Source organism: Winogradskyella sp. HaHa_3_26 (genome assembly GCF_019278425.1).
GTDB classification, from domain to species: domain Bacteria; phylum Bacteroidota; class Bacteroidia; order Flavobacteriales; family Flavobacteriaceae; genus Winogradskyella; species Winogradskyella undariae.
The window spans coordinates 2,221,027-2,239,786 of sequence record NZ_CP058981.1 but is presented as its reverse complement, the minus strand read 5'-3'; the positions used below and the strand labels follow the sequence as shown (position 1 = coordinate 2,239,786).

Sequence of the window (18,760 nt, the reverse complement as noted above, 5' to 3'; positions counted from 1 at the left end):
TCTATATATTTTATTTCGTTAAGCCTAAGCCTTAGCACGTTGACTGACCACATTACATAGATTAATGGTATTTTCTAAAATGAATTAAATTTCTATGAAACGTTTAGTATTGTCACAGACAACTTTATAATACTTATAATAAATTAAGACGTTTCATCAATTCTGGCCTATTAGAACGACTAACTGGAATAACATCTTTTTTTATAAGCACGCTATTATCCTCAATATCGATAATTTTATCAATATTAATAATGTATGATCTGTGTACTTTTAAAAATAAATCATCGGGTAATTTATCTGCTATTTTTTTTAATGTAGAATGCACAGTGTAATTCTTACCTTCTGTTTTTACATTAATATAATCTCCTTTTGCTTCTACAAGATAAATACTTGGGATATCTATTTTAATTAAGCGCCTGTCTATATTAACATAAAGATCGTTACCAGAACTAACTTCTACTTTTTCTGTACCTAAATCAGCAGTTAGTTTTGGCTTATGATTTTTAATCTCTGCTTTCTGAATTGCTTTCTGAAACCTTTGTGGTGTTATAGGCTTAACCAAGTAATCTACTATACAATCATATTCAAAAGCTTGAATGGCAAAGTTTGGATCTGAAGTTGTTAAGACTATTTTAGGTGGATTTTTTAATGTTTCGATAAAATCGAAGCCAGTGAAATCTGGCATATGAATGTCTAAAAATATTAAATCAATTTCATTCTGATTTAAATATTTTATAGCCAACATTGCATTAGGAAAATCCTCTAAAACATTTAAACCGTCCTCATTAGAGCATAGCTGCCCAATAATTGCTCTTGCTGTAGCTTCATCATCGATAATAATACAATTCATCTTCTCCCTAATTATAACTTTTGTAAATAATTAGTTATGGTTTTAAGAATAGATTCGAATTGGTCTTGAAGCTTAGTACTTCCTTCTAATAAATTATTTTCGAACGCTATTGCAATCTCATAACTTTTCTCGAGGCCTAAAATACTAATTTTATGCTTAAGCTTGTGAACGTTATCTGCTACAAGCTTATAATTATTAGCTTTTAAATTATTATAATATTCAGCTTTCTCTTCAGGAAATTCACTTTTAATGATACCAATAAGCTTTTGTTCAAAAGCTTTATCTCCTCCTGACATACTATAAATATAGGATAAATTGGGTTCCTCCATCTTATTATTTTTTTATAGTGAAATAAAATGTAGTACCCTCATTTACTTTTGAATGCAACCATATTTTACCTTCATATAAATCTACAATTTTTTTAACAATTGAGAGTCCAATTCCTGTAGATTCTGGTCTACTTTCTAATTTTTCAAAAGTTTTAAAAATTTTATTGAAATAAATTTCATCAATACCTTTACCATTATCTTCAACATAAAACTCCCAAAAATCACCTCTATCTGTTGCTCCTATTTTAATTATGCCATTTTCCTTATCATTATAGACTATAGCATTTACTATTAAATTTTGAAATAACTGTTGTAATCTATATTTATCACCTTTAATAGTTGGTAGGTTAGATTTTGTAATCTTAATATGCTCCGGAACTTCTATTACACTTAATATATTAAATAATAATTTATTGAGATTTACATCGTACACCTCTATTTGATCTTTACCAATGGTTGAATACTCTAAAATACCATTTATTAGTGTATCCATTTTTTGAACATTAGTTCTAATAAGATTTAAACTCTTCTCTCCATTAGCATCAAAAGCACCTTGGTAATCTTCTTTTAACCAAGTTGTTAAAGTATATATACTACGTAATGGCGATTTTAAATCGTGAGATACCATATGAGCATAATCATTTAACTCTTGGTTTTGATAAGCTAATTCGTTTAAAAGGGCTTCTTTTTGTTTATTCATTTCAATAATCTCTTTGGTTTGATCATCAATAAAATCAACCAAATCAGAACCCGACAATTCTACAGCATCAGCTTTTTCTTCTTCTTTTATATTATAAAATTTTAGGGTATTAATAACGTCTTTCAACTTGTCTATTAATTCTTTTTGCTCTCTTGCCTCTTCTTTTAATTTTCTATTGGCTGTAAATAATTCATCCGAGCTAATAGACATCGCCCTTTGAATCATGGTAGATTGCTCATCAAAATTATTGTAGGAGTTATCTATAGCATCAAGAAACACCGCTAAGTCTTTATTGTTACTTAAATCCTTACTTAAATATTTTCGTATTTGTCTTTTAAGTAGTGAATTCATTATTCACTCATTAAAGTTATAGTCATGGTCTGGTTGTGTAACTGACATGCTGTTTCGCCATGAAAAGGTGCAATTTCTCCATAGGAGTAAAAACCGCTTACTGTAGCCCCTTCTCCTAAAACTTCTATAACCTCTTCTACCTCTTCTTCTACACGTTGATCTAGCACTAATTTTCTACCAATACAACTTACTAAAAAGGCTAGTTCAGGTTTGTTTTTTCTATTGGTCAAAGCTTGTTTTGCTGCACGTTCTGATGCATTTGCAATATTATCAACGTTAGTCATCATTAATTGCACTTTAGAGTTTTCTTTAATATCTCCTGCTAAAACAACCGAGTGTTCTTCTTCATTGATATTAAGAATAGATCGTACTATAGACTGCTCCTCTTCATCAGATTTTACATTCATAGGATACAACAATGCTGCTCCTGGTAGATCTTTGGCTTTATCGCCTAAATAATTTTTATACAAATCTAATGCTGGCAAATCGTCTAATTCATAAAGTATGTTTCCTTTAGCCTTTGTAACTATTCGTTCTGGACCAAAAGGTGTCCAACCTCCATGAATAGAAAAAGAAACCTCTAATGTTTCTCCATAAAAACCAATAGCTACTATTTCTCCTTCTTTTGGGTTTTCGTTATACGATGCTAATGTTTTTTCAAAACGAGTATCATCCCCACATAAGCCTCCTGTAATTAACAGATTATCTTTATTAGAAGCACTCATACCTTTTGTTAACTCACTGCCATTAATAAAACTACCGTCAGATACAACAAATACATACTTTAACCCTTCTGATGGTAATTGTTTAATAAGATCTCTCCCGGTCTTAAAACTATCTAAATCTGTATTAAGTACATTACTGGTCTTAATTAAAAATTGGCTTTTTTCAAATTCTATAGCCGTAATCGTAATACTATCTTCATTTACTGTATTAGATGAAATTTCAGCACAAGAAGATCCAAAAACAATATGTCCATCAGGAAATAAAGCTTGCATTTCTTGATAAATAGTAGAACCTTCTAATAAATAGCGATCTCCAAACACTAAAACTAAAGGTTTTATCAATGTTTTATTTTCACCAATATAAATCCAATCTTTATTTTTCTGCTTTACTAACTGTATTGTCTTCATCTTTATTTTTTTAAAGTAAAATAAAAGGTAGTCCCCACATTTAACTGACTATCTAACCATATTTGACCTTCGTGTAGATCTACAATTTTTTTAACAATAGATAATCCTATACCTGTAGAATCTTTACTTTTATTTAAAGCGTGAAAAATTTTAAATATTTTATCATGAAATTGTTTGTCAATCCCCATGCCATTATCTTGAATTGAGAACTTGTAGTGACTTTTAAAATCTTCAACGTTTATCGTTATAAACCCTTTCTCTTTGTCAATAAATTTAATAGCATTACTAATTAAATTCTGAAATAACTGCTGTAATTTAGTAGCATCTCCTTTTATAGCAGGTAATTTATTTAAAACCTTTATTGATATGTGTTCTGGCACATAAAGTATGGTAATAAGATCATCTAACATTTTATTAAGATCAACCTCTACCGAAGAATTTCTTTCTGTTCCAATACTAGAGTAATCTAGCACATCAGAAATTAATTGCTCCATTTTTTCTAAGGTAGTTTCAATGAGGTTAAAATTTCTTAAACTCATCTCATCTAGTTTCCCTTTATTATCTTCTTTAAGCCAGCTTACTAATGCATCTATACTTCGTAATGGCGATTTTAAATCATGAGAAACAATATGAGCATATTCTTGAAGCTCATCATTACTTTTCTCTAGTTTAGAAAGCAACTTCTCTTTCTGAAGTTCAAGATTTTTTAAATCTGTAATATCTATATGAACTCCTATAGAACCAACAACATGACCGTTAATATCATAATTTGGAGCACCACTTATAAGCCAATATCTAATGTCTCCGTTTTTAATTTCTACTTTTACCTCGTAGGAATTAGACTCACCTTTTTTTCTTTTATCACTTTCTATTGCAATAATATCTATGGCTTCTCTGGTCTTAAAAATTTTGCCAGCATGTTTACCTATTAATTCCTTTTCAGTATAACCAGACATTTCAGAGAAACTCTGATTTACCATTAATATTTCTTCTTTATTATTAACTTCAACTAATCCTAAATTCATATTAGCGATTATGCTGTAGTACTTTTGCTTTTGTGCCTCTAAACTTTTACTATAAGATCTTTTTAAAGTTACATCTGTAAAAGTCCATAAAAATCCTTTAGATTTTTCTCCTATGATAATTGGTAAATAATTACGTTCTAAAATCTTACCATCTAACATCTCTAGCTCATCACCAATCACTTCTACTTCAGCTTCATCTATATCATTCATCCGTTGTACAAATGCCTCTGGATCTTTAAATAAAACTTTATTTTGTTCTGCTGCTATAGAACAATCCATGCCATATAAATCTTGTATTGGTATATTTATATTTAACAACTCACAGAATTTATTGTTTGTCAATACAACTTTTCTATTTTCGTCTTCTAAAATAATACCACTATCTAAGTTTAATACCAATGTGGCTAATCTATTTTCGGACTCAATTAGTTTTTCTTTTGCTTCTCGTTCTTTAGAAACATCTTCAATTGTTACAACTTGGTAATCAATTTCACCAACTTTATTTCTAACAGCTGTAACGTTTGTTTTTGCCCAAAAAATATTACCGTCTTTTTTTATGTATTTTTTTTCTACATTAAATTTATCAATCTTACCGTTTAAAAGTTGATCTCTTAGTTCTTTTGAAAATTCTTCATCATCAGGATGCGTAATATCCTGAACCTTCATTGACATTAATTCTTCTGCCGTATAACCTAGCATATCAATTAGTGCCTGATTTATTTGTAAAATACCTGAATAATCGGCTTTGGTAAGAGAAATTCCAATTGGTGAATTATTTATAATAATACTCAATTGGTTTTTTTGATCTTTAAATTCTTGTTTTAACAGCCTCTCTTGTGTAATATCTCTAACAATACCTTGAGCAGCAACTGGTTTATTGTTTTTATCAAAAACTAAACTCGCATTGATATGCACCCATTTAATCTCTTTAGATTTTGTGTATACTCTTGCTTCATAATTTTTAAAAAAACCTTTAGTTCTTAATTCTTCAAAAGACAACATCGCATATTGTAAATCGTCTTTATGAACTAAATTTGAAACATTTATAGACTCTCTGGATACATCATAACCAAATAATCGAGTAGCAGCATCGTTAAATTTTAAAATATCCCCTTTGATATTCATCACGACAAAAGCATCAATAATATTTTCGAAAACACCTTGTAGTTGTGATGATTTTTCGTCTAATAGACTCTCTAATCTATTTGAGGTAAGATAGAGTTCTCTTGATTTTTCTTCAAGAATTTTTTCAGCGGCTTTACGAGCTTTCTTTTCTCGTTCTAAGGCACGCTGTAGCAATTCGATTTGGTCTTGGCTCATTTATTTTTATTGATAATAAATCTTACCTGAGTACCGTCTTCTTTAATTTTTTTTAATTCTATAGTTGCTGTGGCATTGAAATGCTCGAACGTTTTGTTCATCAGTCCAAGTCCAAAATGATGCATTGCTCTACTAGAGCTGTAATCCATTACCAATGAATTCTCTGTTTTTTCTATAACTTCGAATGTTGGTAATTCTGCATCTGGATAAATTTTTCGCACCTCAATATGAATATGGTTTTCTATAGAAGACAGCATTTCAATAGGATCTTTGTAGGTTTCTAAAAGTCCAGGGTAGCTTTGTTTTATTACACTAAAAAAATGTTCAGCATACACTAAAAGGAGGTTATCAATAGATACCCCTGTGTTTTCACTTAAATGTTGAAGTAATTGCAACATTTCTGAAAAACTGTATGTACCAACAGAGGTGTAAACACCTTCCGATTCTAATTCTGAACTTGAAATGATTCGATCTACCATTTCTAATCCAAACTTATCTTCAACAAGATCTAAAAACTCAGTAAAAACAATTCCTTTCATTAAACTGTTATTAACTCATTAATACTCCAGTAGGATAATAATTTCTCTATTTTAGAAACATAATCCTCATATTTCAAAGGCTTTAAAACATAACCAGCAATCCCTATTTTATAGCATTCTAATAAATCTTTCTGATTGTTTGACGTTGTTAAAATAACTGTAGGAATATATTTTAACCTATTATCTGCTTTCAGAATTTTTAAGAATTCTATACCATTGATTTTTGGCATGTTTAAATCTAATAAAATAATATCAGGTAAACTATCTTTATCTTCAAGTAATTTTAATGCATCTTCTCCATTATTAGCTTCCGTAATTTTATGATTTAATTGAAGTGAACTTGAAGCTCTGTTTAGCTTCATAATTTCAATCATATCGTCTTCTATAAGTAAAATATTGAGGGTTTTCATTAACATTAAATTTTAAAATATAGAGCAAAACTACTTTATTTAATGGTATAAAAATGTATAAATCAGTTAAGGAGCATTTACTGTCGACGGATGGAAAAAAAGTATCGACGAACGGTAATTTGAATTTCTAAAACACACCAAAACCCTCTACAACACTGAAATTCAAGTCTTTTTAGTTGTTTCTGAAATTATTTAAAAAGTTAATTAATTAAGACTTTCTCGTAATTTTTTAGGTAAGCCTTTTACAACCATATCATAAGAGTGATCTATTAAACCTTTAATAAGTTGTATTGAAAGTTCGCCCTCTTGAATATAAACGCTATTCCATTGCTTTTTATGCATGTGATAACCAGGCTTTATGGCATCGTATTCTGCTCTAAGTTCTTGTGCATATTCTGGATCGCATTTTAAATTAATAAATGCTTCTCCGTTTTCCCAGCGTTTTAAAGATGTTAAGGCAAACATTTTGCCCAAAACTTTAAATACAAGCGCATCATCATTAAAAGGAAAATGTTCAGTGACTTCTTTTTTCTTTAGACAATAATTTCTATAATCTTCTATATTCATGATTTGAAGATTTTAGTTAAGTTTCTTCTTCTCTTCAGCTTCAATTTTAAGTGCAGAATAATCTACCTTCCACCCAATTGTTTCAACTAAATTTTCAATAAGATGAATGGCCTCTAAGGCTTCTTGCTTTGCCACATTAAAGAGTCCACTTTCTGGCACTTTAGCCATAATATGAGCCTTTGCCTTAACATGTAGATCTGTTAAATCGGCAGCTTCAAACCGATTAAACATACCATCACTTTTATCGTAATAATTAATATTACTTTCTATAGATAATACTTCGGGTTGCGGAAAATGAGACAAAACAACTGTTTTTGTTTTAGCATTAGAACTCATTTCAATTTTACTTAAATCAAATCCAACATAAGCTTTAGCATTAATAACAACTAAAGCCTTTTTACGACTAGATATTAGTTTTAAAAACTTAGCTTTTACGTCTTCATAATGGTAAATTTCAGCAAAATCACCTTCTACCGTAACAAATTTACAAACACGCTTTATTTTATCTAAAAGTAAAACTGATTGCTCATTAGTTTCTTTTTTAGTTTTCCATGCTTTATAGATTGTAACCAATCCTAAAGTGACAAGAACACTGATGATGATTATAAAAAAAGTTTCCATAATTTATTTAAATATATGACACTAAATAAACGAATATGTCACAAGTTATTATTCTATAACTTTATACAAAACAGGCTTACTAGGACTGGCATCATTCTCAAAAGGTGCAATTTGCAAATTAAGCATATACTCACCATCTTCTATTTTATTAGACACATAAATGAGTTCTGTAATTGTAGCATCTAAACGTAATTTACCACTTGTATTCCAAAATGCATTATGCGCTAAAAGCTCTCCTCCATCTTGCTCCTTATCTACACTTGGTAAATCTATTAAAAGGTGTTTAATGTCTTTAGATTTTAAATAATTAGCAGATTCTTCTAATAAATAAGTAGGGTTAGTATTAGAATATTGTCTCGATAATTTATCGCGCATATTTGGCATTGTTCTAATCACTATAGCCTCTCGTTTTTTATTACCTAACGCAAACTGTAATTGTTTTTTAGAAATCACATAATCATCTCCTAATTTTTCAGGAGCAACAGTTATCACTTCAGCTAAAAAGAAAAACTGTTTTAAATGTTTATTAATAGAGTAAAACTTTTCTGTGATATGCCCAACAGTTTCCGTATGTGTTCCGTGAGAATGCGGATTAAAAGTGATGGTATTAAAATTCACTACAGCACCGTTAGCAACACTAATTATGTCACCATCTATAACTGCTGGTTCAATTTTAGGAGGAGCTAAATACCAAGCATTAACGTTGGTATCTTCACTTGTTAAAGGTATTGAGATATCTAAAGGTTGTTTTAAATCTACTTTTAATTTCCTTGAGTTGTATTGTATTGTTGCTATCATTTTTGCTTAATTTATACCAATATTTCAGGAACTTTTTTAATATAATTTGAATTGTATTACCACAAAATTACTTCAATTTAATCTTAAATTAAAAGATTCTGAGACTAGTTAAGGTTAAACAACTCAGATGCAATACCATCGCATAAAAATTGACCTTTTTTTGTGACACGGATATAGCCTTCATCTATGTATAATAACTCTTGCTTTATAAAAATATCTGCTTGTTTAAGTAAATAATTTTTAGAGTCTAAACCAAAATCTTTATTTACTTTCTCAATAGACACACCCCAAATTGTTCTAAGACCCGTCATAACATATTCGTTATACTGATCTGTTTTAGTAAGGGTTTCTATCTCAATTGGTAATTGGTTAGCCTCTATAGATTTAATGTATTTTGAATTGTTTTTCACGTTCCAACCACGCTGTTTTCCATTAAAAGAATGTGCAGAAGGTCCAATTCCTAAATAAGATTTACCTTGCCAATAGGCTGAATTATTTTTACTGAAATAGCCTTCTTTTCCAAAATTAGAAAGTTCATAATGAACAAATCCTGATGCTTCCAATTTATCTTTTAAAATATGAAACTGCTCATGCGCTTGCTCATCATCTACATTATCAATAATTCCTTTTTTTATGAAGGAAGCCAATGCCGTTTTAGGCTCTACAGTTAAAGCATAACTAGAAATATGCGGCACATTAAAACCAAGAGCCATCTCTATATTTGCTAACCATTGCGCGTTTGAAGCATTAGGGATTCCGTAAATTAAATCTAGAGATATATTGTCAAAATGTTTTGTTGCTTCTTCTAAACACGCTTTAGCTTCTTCTGCATTATGTGCACGATTCATCAGTTTTAAATCGGCTTCAAAGAAGGATTGAATTCCTATAGATAAGCGATTAATTCGACTTTTAGAAAGTGCAATAATGCGTTCTTTAGATAAATCATCTGGGTTAGCTTCTAGGGTTATTTCTGGGTTTTCAGAAACCGTGTAATGTTGGTAAACGGCATCAATAACAAACTGAATTTCAATATTTGATAAGACAGAAGGGGTTCCGCCTCCAAAATAAATAGTTTCAACGGTTATCTCTTCAAATTCCGATTTTCTAAGTTCTAATTCTTTAGCTAATGCAGCTATCAATTCATCTTTTTTCTTCATGGAAGTAGAAAAATGAAAGTCGCAATAATGACATGCTTGCTTGCAGAATGGTATGTGAATGTATATGCCTGCCATTTCGTTTTTGTATTATAAATCGACCAAGCTGTTAACTTAGCACATCTTATAAATTAGAGGAATTATTTTAACTTGAAGATTCTTGCCTTCGCAGTAATAACAAACGGTTATTTCTTTACACGATCTTCATTCTGTTTTACAAAAGCACCCCAACCAGAATAACTTTTACCAACTTCTACACGTCCTTCATTATAAAAATGACAAACCGCAGCTGCTAATCCATCCATTGAATCTAGATTTTTAGGTATGGTTTTTAAACCCAGCATACTTTGCAACATTTTAGCCACTTGCTCCTTACTTGCATTTCCGTTTCCAGTAATTGCCATTTTAATCTTTTTTGGGGCGTACTCCGTAATAGAAACTTCGCGTGACAAACCTGCAGCCATAGCCACACCTTGTGCCCTTCCTAACTTCAACATACTTTGTACATTTTTCCCAAAGAAAGGGGCTTCAATCGCTATTTCATCTGGATGATATGTATCTATGAGTTCTACGGTACGCTCAAAAATAAGCTTGAGTTTTAAATAATGATCGTCATACTTTTTAAGCATGAGCTCATTTAATTGTAAAAACTCCATTTTTTTACCCACAACTTTTATGAGTCCAAAACCCATAATTGTAGTCCCAGGATCAATTCCTAAAATAATTTTTTCTTTACTCATGCTTTAGTTACAGTATCGGCAGCCATCTAAAGAAACCGCCAAGCCAAAGGTAAGATTAAAAACACTACCGTTAAAAGCACCTAGACCTGTTGAGGCCGGATTATAATCATCTAAAGATGTTAAGCCATAGATATAAGCAACATCGGTGTAAACAGAAACTTTTTCGTTAATAGCATAATGCAACTCTAAACCACCTAAAAGATTAGCATAGGTCTGCTTATTATCTCCTAAAGTTCCTAATGGCTTCACAAAACTTATACCAGGACCTGCATGCAAAATAGTACGCATGCGCATGGGCACAAACCCAATATATTCCGTTGGGTCAAATACAAATTGTGCGTTGATCCTAGAGTAGTTAATCTTAAAATCTGGTGTATCACTCGAGTTTTTAAAACGATTAAATCCGTAATCTAATTTTACACCATAGCGATTAGTAAGCATATGTTGAATTCCTAAATTTACAGTTGGAAAATTCACCGATTTGGCATAAGACCCATTTACAAAACCATCTGTTGTAGGATAGTTGAGGCCAACTGCAAAAAGAGCTTTCCATTTAGCCGTGTTGCCATATTGTGCCTGACTACTGAATGTTATAAAAACAATACCAAAAAAGAAAATGTATTTTTTAAAAGCGTGTTGCATCTGTAAGTTTTTGATTTTATTTGCAATATGAATCTCATTAAACACTACAAAACTAAGCAATTATTGCTTTTACTCTTTAAATTGAGTATTGTAGTTGCTGCTTTTTATTTTATCTACATTAAACTGACTGAAAACAAAAACTTACAATTTAGTGTATTTATTACTTTTTTAGACAAATACGAATCATTTTCATTCAAAACCATCACTTTTTTAATCCTTTTAAGCTTTTTTAATTGGTTTTTTGAAATTCTAAAATGGAAAAACCTTGTAAAGTCAATAAAACCAATTTCTATACACCAAGCTACCGAACAAAGTTTAGGTGGACTCACAGCATCGTTAATTACTCCAAACCGAATTGGCGAATATGGTGCAAAAGCGATGTACTACACAAAACCGTTTAGAACAAAAATTGTACTATTAAACCTTCTTGGGAATTTAGCACAAATGATCATAACAACACTATTAGGTTGTATTGGCTTATTGTTTTTTATCAATCGGTATTCAATAAAAATCAATTATTATACAGTCTTACAATATAGTGTGATTGTATTATTGATTGGTTTACTTTTACTTTTTTTAACAAAGCAGAACCATTTTAAAATTAAAGGATTTTCTTTCCGCTCTGTTATTATTTTCTTAAAATCGATTAGCTTAAAAACACATCTAACAAATATTTTATACTCGCTACTTAGATATATTTTATTTTCATCTCAATTTTATTATTTATTGATTGTTTTTAGGATTGAAATTAGCTATTTTGACGCTATGATCGTTATTACAAGCATGTATTTATTAGCCTCTATTATACCTGCTATTTCTATTTTAGACTTTGTGATAAAAGGTAGTATTGCCGTATTTTTGTTTGATTTTTTAAACGTGAATGAACTTACGATTTTAACCATCACAACACTTATGTGGTTATTCAATTTTGTACTACCAAGTAGCATTGGAAGTTATTTTGTTATTAAATTTAAACTCCCAAAACCATTAGAATAATGCTGCTATTAATCGCCATATGTATTACGATAGCTTATCTCATTATTATAGGAATATTGACTTATGGCTTTGATAAAGTAGAAGATCTAAAACTTGAAGATTTAAAACTTGAAGATTTAAAACCTAAAACTAAATTTTCTGTTGTTATTCCTTTTAGAAATGAGGCTGAAAATCTACCCAATTTATTAGCGTCTATTGAAAACTTGAATTATCCTAAATCATTATTTGAAATTATTTTTGTAGATGATGATTCTGAAGATGAATCGGTTTTAATTCTCGAAAAAATTCTAGCTTCAAATTCTACTATTAATAACATTAGGATTATTAAAAACGAACGAACATCAAATTCCCCTAAAAAAGATGCTATAACCTCAGCGATTAAAGTTTCTAATTATAATTGGATTGTTACAACGGATGCCGATTGTGTTTTACCACAATATTGGCTTGATACTTTTGATGAAAGTATTCAAACAGAAAAACCAAATTGTATTGTTGCCCCTGTAACTTATCACGGTGAGAATTCGTTTTTAAATCGTTTTCAAACTTTAGATTTTTTGAGTTTACAAGGTGCTACAATTGGTGGTTTTGGTATTGATAAGGCCTTTATGTGTAATGGTGCGAATTTCGCTTATAAAAAATCGGAATTTAAATCCGTTAAAGGTTTTGAAGGTAATGATGGAATTGCGAGTGGTGACGATATGTTTCTACTTGAAAAATTTATTAAACACGACTCAAAAAAAGTAAATTATTTAAAAGCAAAAACAGCTATAGTAACTACAAATCCGGCTGAAAATCTTAAAAACCTAGTGCATCAACGTATCCGTTGGGCCTCTAAAGCTAGTCGTTATAATTTTTGGTTTTCAAAATTAGTTGGATTGATTGTCTTACTTGGTAATCTTGTTTTTTTAGGATTAATTATTTCGCTTATTTTCAACTATTCATCATCACAAACAATAATCGCTTTATTAGTTATAAAATTTAGTATCGACTTTTTATTACTATTTAAAACAACACGTTTTTTTAGGCAAGAAAACTTGTTACTTTCTTATCTATTTTCTAGTATGCTATATCCTATTTTTAATGTGAGTGTTGCCTTTTTATCTTTCTTTAAAACTTATGAATGGAAAGGCAGGAACTTTAAAAAGTAAACTTAATTAATATTTACATTAACAGGAAACTCAAAAGCCGTAGTCACTTGTTGACCTCTTTTTATTGCTGGATAAATTTTTGGAATAATTTTTAAACTCTGACGTAATAAACTATCAATTTCAGGGATTTCACTAACCGTCTCAGGTTTTATAGCTATCGATTCTACTTCTAATTTACCATTATAATCTATAATTATTTTAAGTACTATAGTATCGCTAACATCTTTAGATACAACAAGATTTTGATGCGCTAAATATTGATTAACATTGGTAATTAAAGTATTTTGAAAACAGATTTTACGATCTTCTTTTGCAGACATAGAATCGCAACTTGTAAATGTTGGGTAAGCATCAACCTCATTCCAATTAAAGGTTTGCAATTCTTCCTCTAGCAAATCTTCGGTATAGACTTTCTTCTTGTCGAAATAATCACAAGAGATCATTGTGAAAAATAAGAGTAAAAGACAAACAATTTGTTTCATTAATACAGTTCTAACACCGAAAAGTACAAATATTTTCTAGAATATACCGCATAGACCACAACGCATTTAAAATCAACTATGAAGACACCTTCTACTTCATAATTACAATATTAATTTTCAGCTAAAAACTTTTCTTGCTTTAATTCTTTTAATCTAGATTCTGAAAACCTAACAAACGGATTTTCTTTATGTTTTTCTACAAACTTCTCATACGCTCTAATTTTTGCATCAATATCAGCGTAATATTCGTCTTTGGTTCTTAACAGATAGAATTCAGTAACCATATTAGAAGGATCTTCTTTTAAGGATTTTTGAAATGTTTTAATGGCTGCTTCGTACTTTTTCTGACGATTTAAAATTGTGCCTAATCGTTGATATTCATCTGAAAGCGGAAGATCTTTTAATTGTAAAGATTTAGTCATAAATTCTTCTGCCTTTTCAAAATTGTTTAATTTTTCATAATAACCAGCAATTACAAACATCGCATTGGCATCATTCGGACTATATTTTAAAGCTTTTTTTCGGAAATTAATAGCTTCTATATAATCCGAATTTTGCGCAAAAGACAGACTCAATTTTTCATAAATAAATTCAGATTCTTCACCTAAATCAAGCAATTTCTGAAACCACACAATAGCATGTGTATAATATTCTTGATGATAATAAGCTTGTGCTTTTAAACTTATCAGTTTCACATTGTTTTTATAACTTTTTAAACCCCGATCTATATAACCATGAGCTTCTATAAAGTTCCGTTTTATTAAATGATGTTTCGCAATTTTAAAAATAGCTTTTTGATGCGTTTCATCTAGTTTATAAGCATCCATAAATTGCTCTAAAGCCGAGGTGTCTTTTTGCTTTTCTAGAACAATACCCAACTCGTAGTGATAATTAGGGTTTAAACTGTCTGAAGTAATTAAATTAGTGAATAACAAATTGGCTTTTTCATACTTTTTAGTACGTGCTAAAAGTTTTGCAAATTCATACTTTATTAAGAGATTATCTTCATTAGCTGTCACAGCTTTATCATAATAATCTAAGGCTTCATCATAGTTACCAATAGCAATATAAGCCTTAGCTATATCATCATAAACAACATCTAAATTTTTAAGAGATTTATAGGTCTCAATGGCTTTGGAAAAATTACCATTCACATAAAGATGATCTGCTTCCGCTTTTATATTTTGAGCATTTAAATGGATCACAAAAACACAACACAAGAACCCTAAAATTAATTTCATAAGCAGTAATTAGTCTTTTTTAGAATCATGAATTTGAAAAACAATGGGCACAGAAAAAGGCACTACAACCAATTTCCCTTTTTGTTTTCCAGGAATAAACTGAGGTAACATTTCTAAAACACGTTTGGCTTCTTCCTCTAATTCTGGACTTGGACCTCTAGCAACAATATGTTTAACAGTCCCATTGGTATCAATTTTAAACTGAACAAAAACACGTTTTCTCCCTTGACTTAGACTATCACCTATACTTGTATTAAAGTTTTTAGCAATGTGCTTATTCACAAAATTATTAAAACAGTTTTTTCGATCTTCATTGCTTTCTAAATCTTCACAATCTACAGTTGTTGGGCTTTCATCGACTACTGAAAATGGGACTTCTGCTATTTCGTACTTAATTACCTCTTCTCCCTCTTGTGAAATATAAGAATCTAACACTAAAGTTGACCTACCATCTGTAACCACTAATTTATTAAATGAATCATCGTTTTCTAATTGCTTCAAATAAGCATTATAGCGTTTAGTTTCTTCTTTTGTTTTATCCGCAACATCTTCAACAAATAATTTTAAAACTCCTTCTTGTCCATATAACTCCCAACGTTCTTTTTGTTCTTTTGTGTTTTTAAAAGCTTTAAATTCTTCATAAGTTTTGAATTTATCCATACTCATAAATTTTGATCCATCAATATCAACCTGAGTTAAAGTACCCCCTTCATATTTGTTTCTAATATCATCTTCTGAAAGATAAATCAAAAATGCTTTCATTTTCAAAAACTCTTTTTTTGACATTAAATATTTGATTGTCTTACCCTTACTAAATCCTGCATAATCTGAAATTTCAAAAAAGCTAGAGCCATTTTTTTTCATTGCTCCAAATTCATCATAATACTTTTTCACCAACTCTGCTTCAGTCAATTCTTGGTCAACAACTTGTTCCGTTGTTTTCTCCTGCGCTCTAACTTCAGTAGAGGTATAAATTAACATTCCAAATACCATAGGAATTAATAAGGCATACTTAATAAGATGAAGCTGTTTTGATTTTGTTTTTTGTAACATAACGATTCGTTTTTTGATTAATGATGTATTGAAAAATGCATTGGTAAAAGACACCTGATTAACATCTAAAACCTGATTGAGTAAACTTTTATAATATTCCGATTTCCCGCTTTGTTTTACAGCTTTGGCATCAGCAATATATTCGTGTAATTCTTTAATTCTATTTTGGTAGATATATACTAGTGGATTAAACCAAAATATGATGCGTAGCAATTCAAAAAATAATAAATCTAAAGAGTGTAGTTCTTTAATATGCACCATTTCATGTTCGTAAATGGTAGATTTTTCACTTTCAGAAATATGTTCTCCTAAAAATATAGTATTGAAAAATGAATAAGCTGCACTACTCTTTATTAAGTTAACAATAAGCACATTGCCTTTCCAACGCTTTGGGTTTTTATATTTCACCCAGTATAATTTGGTGATTTTAATAAGAAAAATGAGTGTTGCAATTCCAATTCCAAAAAGTGCTACAATTTGCCAAATTGGGGTTTTTGGTTGCTCTAAAATGATACCAACTTGTTCTGCTATTTGAATATCATAAGCCGTTGGTGTTTTAGCCCCTATAAAAACTTCGGGTAAATGAATTACCATATCTTTAGTGGCCAGTTTTTTCAATGTCGGGAACTTTACAAAAGGCAAAATGAGTGACAAAACGGAAGTCAACATTAAATACGCTCTATTATAATTAAAGAAGGTTTCTCGTTTTAAAAACAAATCGTAAACCAATAAAAACAAGGCTTGAAATGCAATAATTTGAAGTATCGTATAAAGCATAATTAGTTCTTTTTATTAATTTCATCTAATAAGACTTCTATATCTTTTATATCCACATCATTTTTCTGAACAAAGAAAGACACCATACTTTTAAATGAACCTTGAAAATAATTATCGACTAATTTATTAATGGATTGATTACTGTAAGATTCTTTAGCCACAACAGGAAAATACACATGCCCTTTTCCTTTTTTCTCATAGCTTACAAAACCTTTAGATTCTAAAATTCTAATTATGGTAGAAACAGTATTATAAGCAGGTTTAGGTTCTGGTAAAGTTTCTATAACCGATTTTACATTCGCTTTTTTAAGCAACCATAAGGCTTGCATAATCTCTTCTTCTGCTTTTGTTAACTGCTTCATATAACTAAGTTTTTAGTTTAAACCCACTACAAATATAACTAATTATTTAGTTTGAACTAATTTCATAGTTAATAATTGTAACAAATGCTTGTTTACAGCGTCTTATAAATAAATTGAACTTAATTTTATGGAACTATTTTTAGTCGTCATTGCTTTTCTATTAATGATTATTGGAATCTTAGGTAGTTTTCTACCCGTAATACCTGGACCATTGACAAGTTGGGCAGGTTTATTAGTCCTTCATTTTACAAAAGGTGTAGAAATGAGTCTGACCTTTTTAATAATAACCTTAATTGTTGCCATAGTTATTTATGTACTAGATTATATAATACCCGCTATAGGAACCAAACGTTTTGGAGGAAGTAAAGCCGGAATGATTGGCACAACATTGGGTTTAATAATAGGATTAATTGCTCCTATTCCCTTTGGTATCATCATTGGCCCTTTTGTTGGAGCACTTATTGGAGAAATGATGAATAAAAATGATTTTAACAAAGCTTTAAAGGCAGCATTTGGATCGTTTTTAGGTTTTATAGCTTCTACCTTTTTAAAATTTATCGTTGCTATAATTTACTTTGGCTTTTTTATTGCAAAATTGTTAGAACACAATGCAAGTTGGTATTAAACAGCTTAAATCAAAAAAGCCTAGTTACAATAAATGAAACTAGGCTAAATTTTCTTGCTATTAATTCAACAAAAACTTAATAAGGGATTAATTAACTCTTGCTGATGTTACAAATATATATATCACCTTTTACATTTTGCTGCGGAAAAACCGTATACCTTATATAAGATAGTAGATTCAAGCATATTTAAAGACTAAAAATATGCTTTTTTACGACTTTGTTTACAAATACCCCTTTTCTCGAGCTTCTTTTAATAAAGATTCATCTTTACTATCGTCTATACCAAATAAAATTTTAAGTTGCTTTTTTCTTTTTTCAATACCACTGGTAGAGATACCTATATATTCATTTAAACTTTTTGTTTTGACACCTTGAGATAATAAGTGTAAGATTTTTCGATTGATATCATCTACATAAATATCGCTGGAAATAGTTTTTTTAATATAATTTTTTACGGTACTACTATAATAGGGTGGTGATTTCATAATTTGTTGAAAACCATCAGCCAATTCCATAGAAGTTAAATCACTTTTAATAAGAAACCCATCTGGATTGATCTCTTTAATTATATTATGGATTCTGAAACTTTCATTAAACATCGTTAAAATTACAATCTTAGCCCTAGGCATTAATTTCTTTGCTAAAAGTGCCAGATCTTCACCCGAAAGATATTTACCATCCTCAGAACCAGGTAAACTAATATCAAAAAAACAGATATTATAGGGATACTTTTTTGAAGCTCGCTCTATCATTGTAACTGCAGTATCACAATTATTAGCAGTATCTATATATAAAGTTTCATCTTCTTTCTTAGTTGCCATTAACACATTTTGATAGCCTTCAATAATAATAGGATGATCATCTACCATTAAAATTTTTATGTGTTCCATGTGTAA

The 18,760-nt window shown here is 29.9% G+C and carries 21 protein-coding genes; 3 read left to right on the top strand and 18 right to left on the bottom strand.

Translation table 11 applies throughout. The features are described 5' to 3' along the window. Window positions 1-133: 133 nt before the first annotated feature. The 13 genes from H0I32_RS09710 to H0I32_RS09650 all read right to left on the bottom strand — a co-directional run bounded on the left by H0I32_RS09710 (window position 134) and on the right by H0I32_RS09650 (window position 11,179). The gene (locus H0I32_RS09710; protein ID WP_179313509.1) at window positions 134-850 is read right to left on the bottom strand and encodes a LytR/AlgR family response regulator transcription factor; all 717 of its coding nucleotides are present in this window, start codon (window positions 848-850) and stop codon (window positions 134-136) included. An 11-nt stretch (window positions 851-861) separates the two neighbouring features. Next, a complete protein-coding gene (locus tag H0I32_RS09705; RefSeq protein WP_179313510.1) occupies window positions 862-1,179 on the bottom strand; it encodes an Hpt domain-containing protein in 318 nt (105 codons plus the stop codon). A 4-nt stretch (window positions 1,180-1,183) separates the two neighbouring features. After that, complete coding sequence (locus H0I32_RS09700; RefSeq protein WP_179313511.1) at window positions 1,184-2,230, bottom strand: sensor histidine kinase; 1,047 nt, start codon at window positions 2,228-2,230, stop codon at window positions 1,184-1,186. Next, window positions 2,230-3,363 (bottom strand): FIST signal transduction protein, encoded by a 1,134-nt coding sequence (locus tag H0I32_RS09695; protein WP_179313512.1) that lies wholly within the window; start codon window positions 3,361-3,363, stop codon window positions 2,230-2,232. Before H0I32_RS09695 ends, H0I32_RS09700 begins: the two co-directional genes overlap by 1 nt. Window positions 3,364-3,365: 2 nt before the next feature. Further along, window positions 3,366-5,708 carry a PAS domain-containing sensor histidine kinase gene (locus H0I32_RS09690; RefSeq protein WP_179313513.1) on the bottom strand — a complete coding sequence of 781 codons (2,343 nt, stop codon included), beginning with the start codon at window positions 5,706-5,708 and terminating at the stop codon, window positions 3,366-3,368. Further along, window positions 5,705-6,247, bottom strand: a complete 543-nt coding sequence (locus tag H0I32_RS09685; protein ID WP_173586297.1) for a heme NO-binding domain-containing protein — start codon at window positions 6,245-6,247, stop codon at window positions 5,705-5,707. The genes H0I32_RS09690 and H0I32_RS09685 overlap by 4 nt, the downstream gene beginning before the upstream one ends. Then, on the bottom strand, window positions 6,247-6,657 hold the full coding sequence (locus H0I32_RS09680) for a response regulator (protein ID WP_173586294.1): 411 nt from the start codon (window positions 6,655-6,657) through the stop codon (window positions 6,247-6,249). Before H0I32_RS09680 ends, H0I32_RS09685 begins: the two co-directional genes overlap by 1 nt. A 204-nt stretch (window positions 6,658-6,861) precedes the next feature. After that, window positions 6,862-7,224: an MmcQ/YjbR family DNA-binding protein gene (locus H0I32_RS09675; RefSeq protein ID WP_179313514.1), complete on the bottom strand. Its 363-nt coding sequence runs from the start codon at window positions 7,222-7,224 to the stop codon at window positions 6,862-6,864. A gap of 12 nt (window positions 7,225-7,236) precedes the next feature. Then, a complete protein-coding gene (locus H0I32_RS09670) occupies window positions 7,237-7,845 on the bottom strand; it encodes a DUF4230 domain-containing protein (protein WP_173586292.1) in 609 nt (202 codons plus the stop codon). Between the two features lie 48 nt (window positions 7,846-7,893). Beyond that, entirely contained in the window at window positions 7,894-8,643 is a 750-nt protein-coding gene (locus H0I32_RS09665; RefSeq protein ID WP_173586291.1) for a cyclase family protein, read from the bottom strand. A gap of 104 nt (window positions 8,644-8,747) precedes the next feature. After that, a complete protein-coding gene (gene hemW, locus H0I32_RS09660; protein WP_179313515.1) occupies window positions 8,748-9,875 on the bottom strand; it encodes a radical SAM family heme chaperone HemW in 1,128 nt (375 codons plus the stop codon). A gap of 107 nt (window positions 9,876-9,982) precedes the next feature. Next, window positions 9,983-10,537 (bottom strand): crossover junction endodeoxyribonuclease RuvC, encoded by a 555-nt coding sequence (ruvC, locus tag H0I32_RS09655; protein ID WP_173586289.1) that lies wholly within the window; start codon window positions 10,535-10,537, stop codon window positions 9,983-9,985. Between the two features lie 3 nt (window positions 10,538-10,540). After that, window positions 10,541-11,179 (bottom strand): cell envelope biogenesis protein OmpA, encoded by a 639-nt coding sequence (locus H0I32_RS09650; RefSeq protein ID WP_173586288.1) that lies wholly within the window; start codon window positions 11,177-11,179, stop codon window positions 10,541-10,543. A 27-nt stretch (window positions 11,180-11,206) separates the two neighbouring features. Between H0I32_RS09650 and H0I32_RS09645 the strand changes: the two genes are divergently transcribed. Together H0I32_RS09645 and H0I32_RS09640 are read left to right on the top strand one after the other, a co-directional pair. Continuing rightward, window positions 11,207-12,175: a lysylphosphatidylglycerol synthase domain-containing protein gene (locus H0I32_RS09645; RefSeq protein ID WP_179313516.1), complete on the top strand. Its 969-nt coding sequence runs from the start codon at window positions 11,207-11,209 to the stop codon at window positions 12,173-12,175. Further along, entirely contained in the window at window positions 12,175-13,323 is a 1,149-nt protein-coding gene (locus tag H0I32_RS09640; protein ID WP_179313517.1) for a glycosyltransferase family 2 protein, read from the top strand. The genes H0I32_RS09645 and H0I32_RS09640 overlap by 1 nt, the downstream gene beginning before the upstream one ends. 2 nt (window positions 13,324-13,325) lie before the next feature. On the opposite strand, the gene H0I32_RS09635 is transcribed toward H0I32_RS09640, so the two are convergent. From H0I32_RS09635 to H0I32_RS09620, 4 genes are all read right to left on the bottom strand, one after another. Beyond that, complete coding sequence (locus tag H0I32_RS09635) at window positions 13,326-13,805, bottom strand: hypothetical protein (protein WP_179313518.1); 480 nt, start codon at window positions 13,803-13,805, stop codon at window positions 13,326-13,328. A 110-nt stretch (window positions 13,806-13,915) separates the two neighbouring features. Continuing rightward, window positions 13,916-15,046: a tetratricopeptide repeat protein gene (locus tag H0I32_RS09630; RefSeq protein WP_179313519.1), complete on the bottom strand. Its 1,131-nt coding sequence runs from the start codon at window positions 15,044-15,046 to the stop codon at window positions 13,916-13,918. A 9-nt stretch (window positions 15,047-15,055) separates the two neighbouring features. Then, the gene (locus H0I32_RS09625) at window positions 15,056-16,876 is read right to left on the bottom strand and encodes a M56 family metallopeptidase (protein WP_179313520.1); all 1,821 of its coding nucleotides are present in this window, start codon (window positions 16,874-16,876) and stop codon (window positions 15,056-15,058) included. Window positions 16,877-16,878: 2 nt separating this feature from the next. After that, window positions 16,879-17,238: a BlaI/MecI/CopY family transcriptional regulator gene (locus H0I32_RS09620; RefSeq protein ID WP_173586282.1), complete on the bottom strand. Its 360-nt coding sequence runs from the start codon at window positions 17,236-17,238 to the stop codon at window positions 16,879-16,881. Window positions 17,239-17,365: 127 nt separating this feature from the next. Here H0I32_RS09620 and H0I32_RS09615 point away from each other — a divergent pair, with 127 nt between their 5' ends. Beyond that, on the top strand, window positions 17,366-17,863 hold the full coding sequence (locus H0I32_RS09615) for a DUF456 domain-containing protein (protein ID WP_179313521.1): 498 nt from the start codon (window positions 17,366-17,368) through the stop codon (window positions 17,861-17,863). 222 nt (window positions 17,864-18,085) lie between these two features. Here the strand turns inward: H0I32_RS09615 and H0I32_RS09610 are convergent, their stop codons facing one another. Continuing rightward, entirely contained in the window at window positions 18,086-18,754 is a 669-nt protein-coding gene (locus H0I32_RS09610) for a response regulator (RefSeq protein ID WP_179313522.1), read from the bottom strand. Window positions 18,755-18,760: the final 6 nt, after the last annotated feature.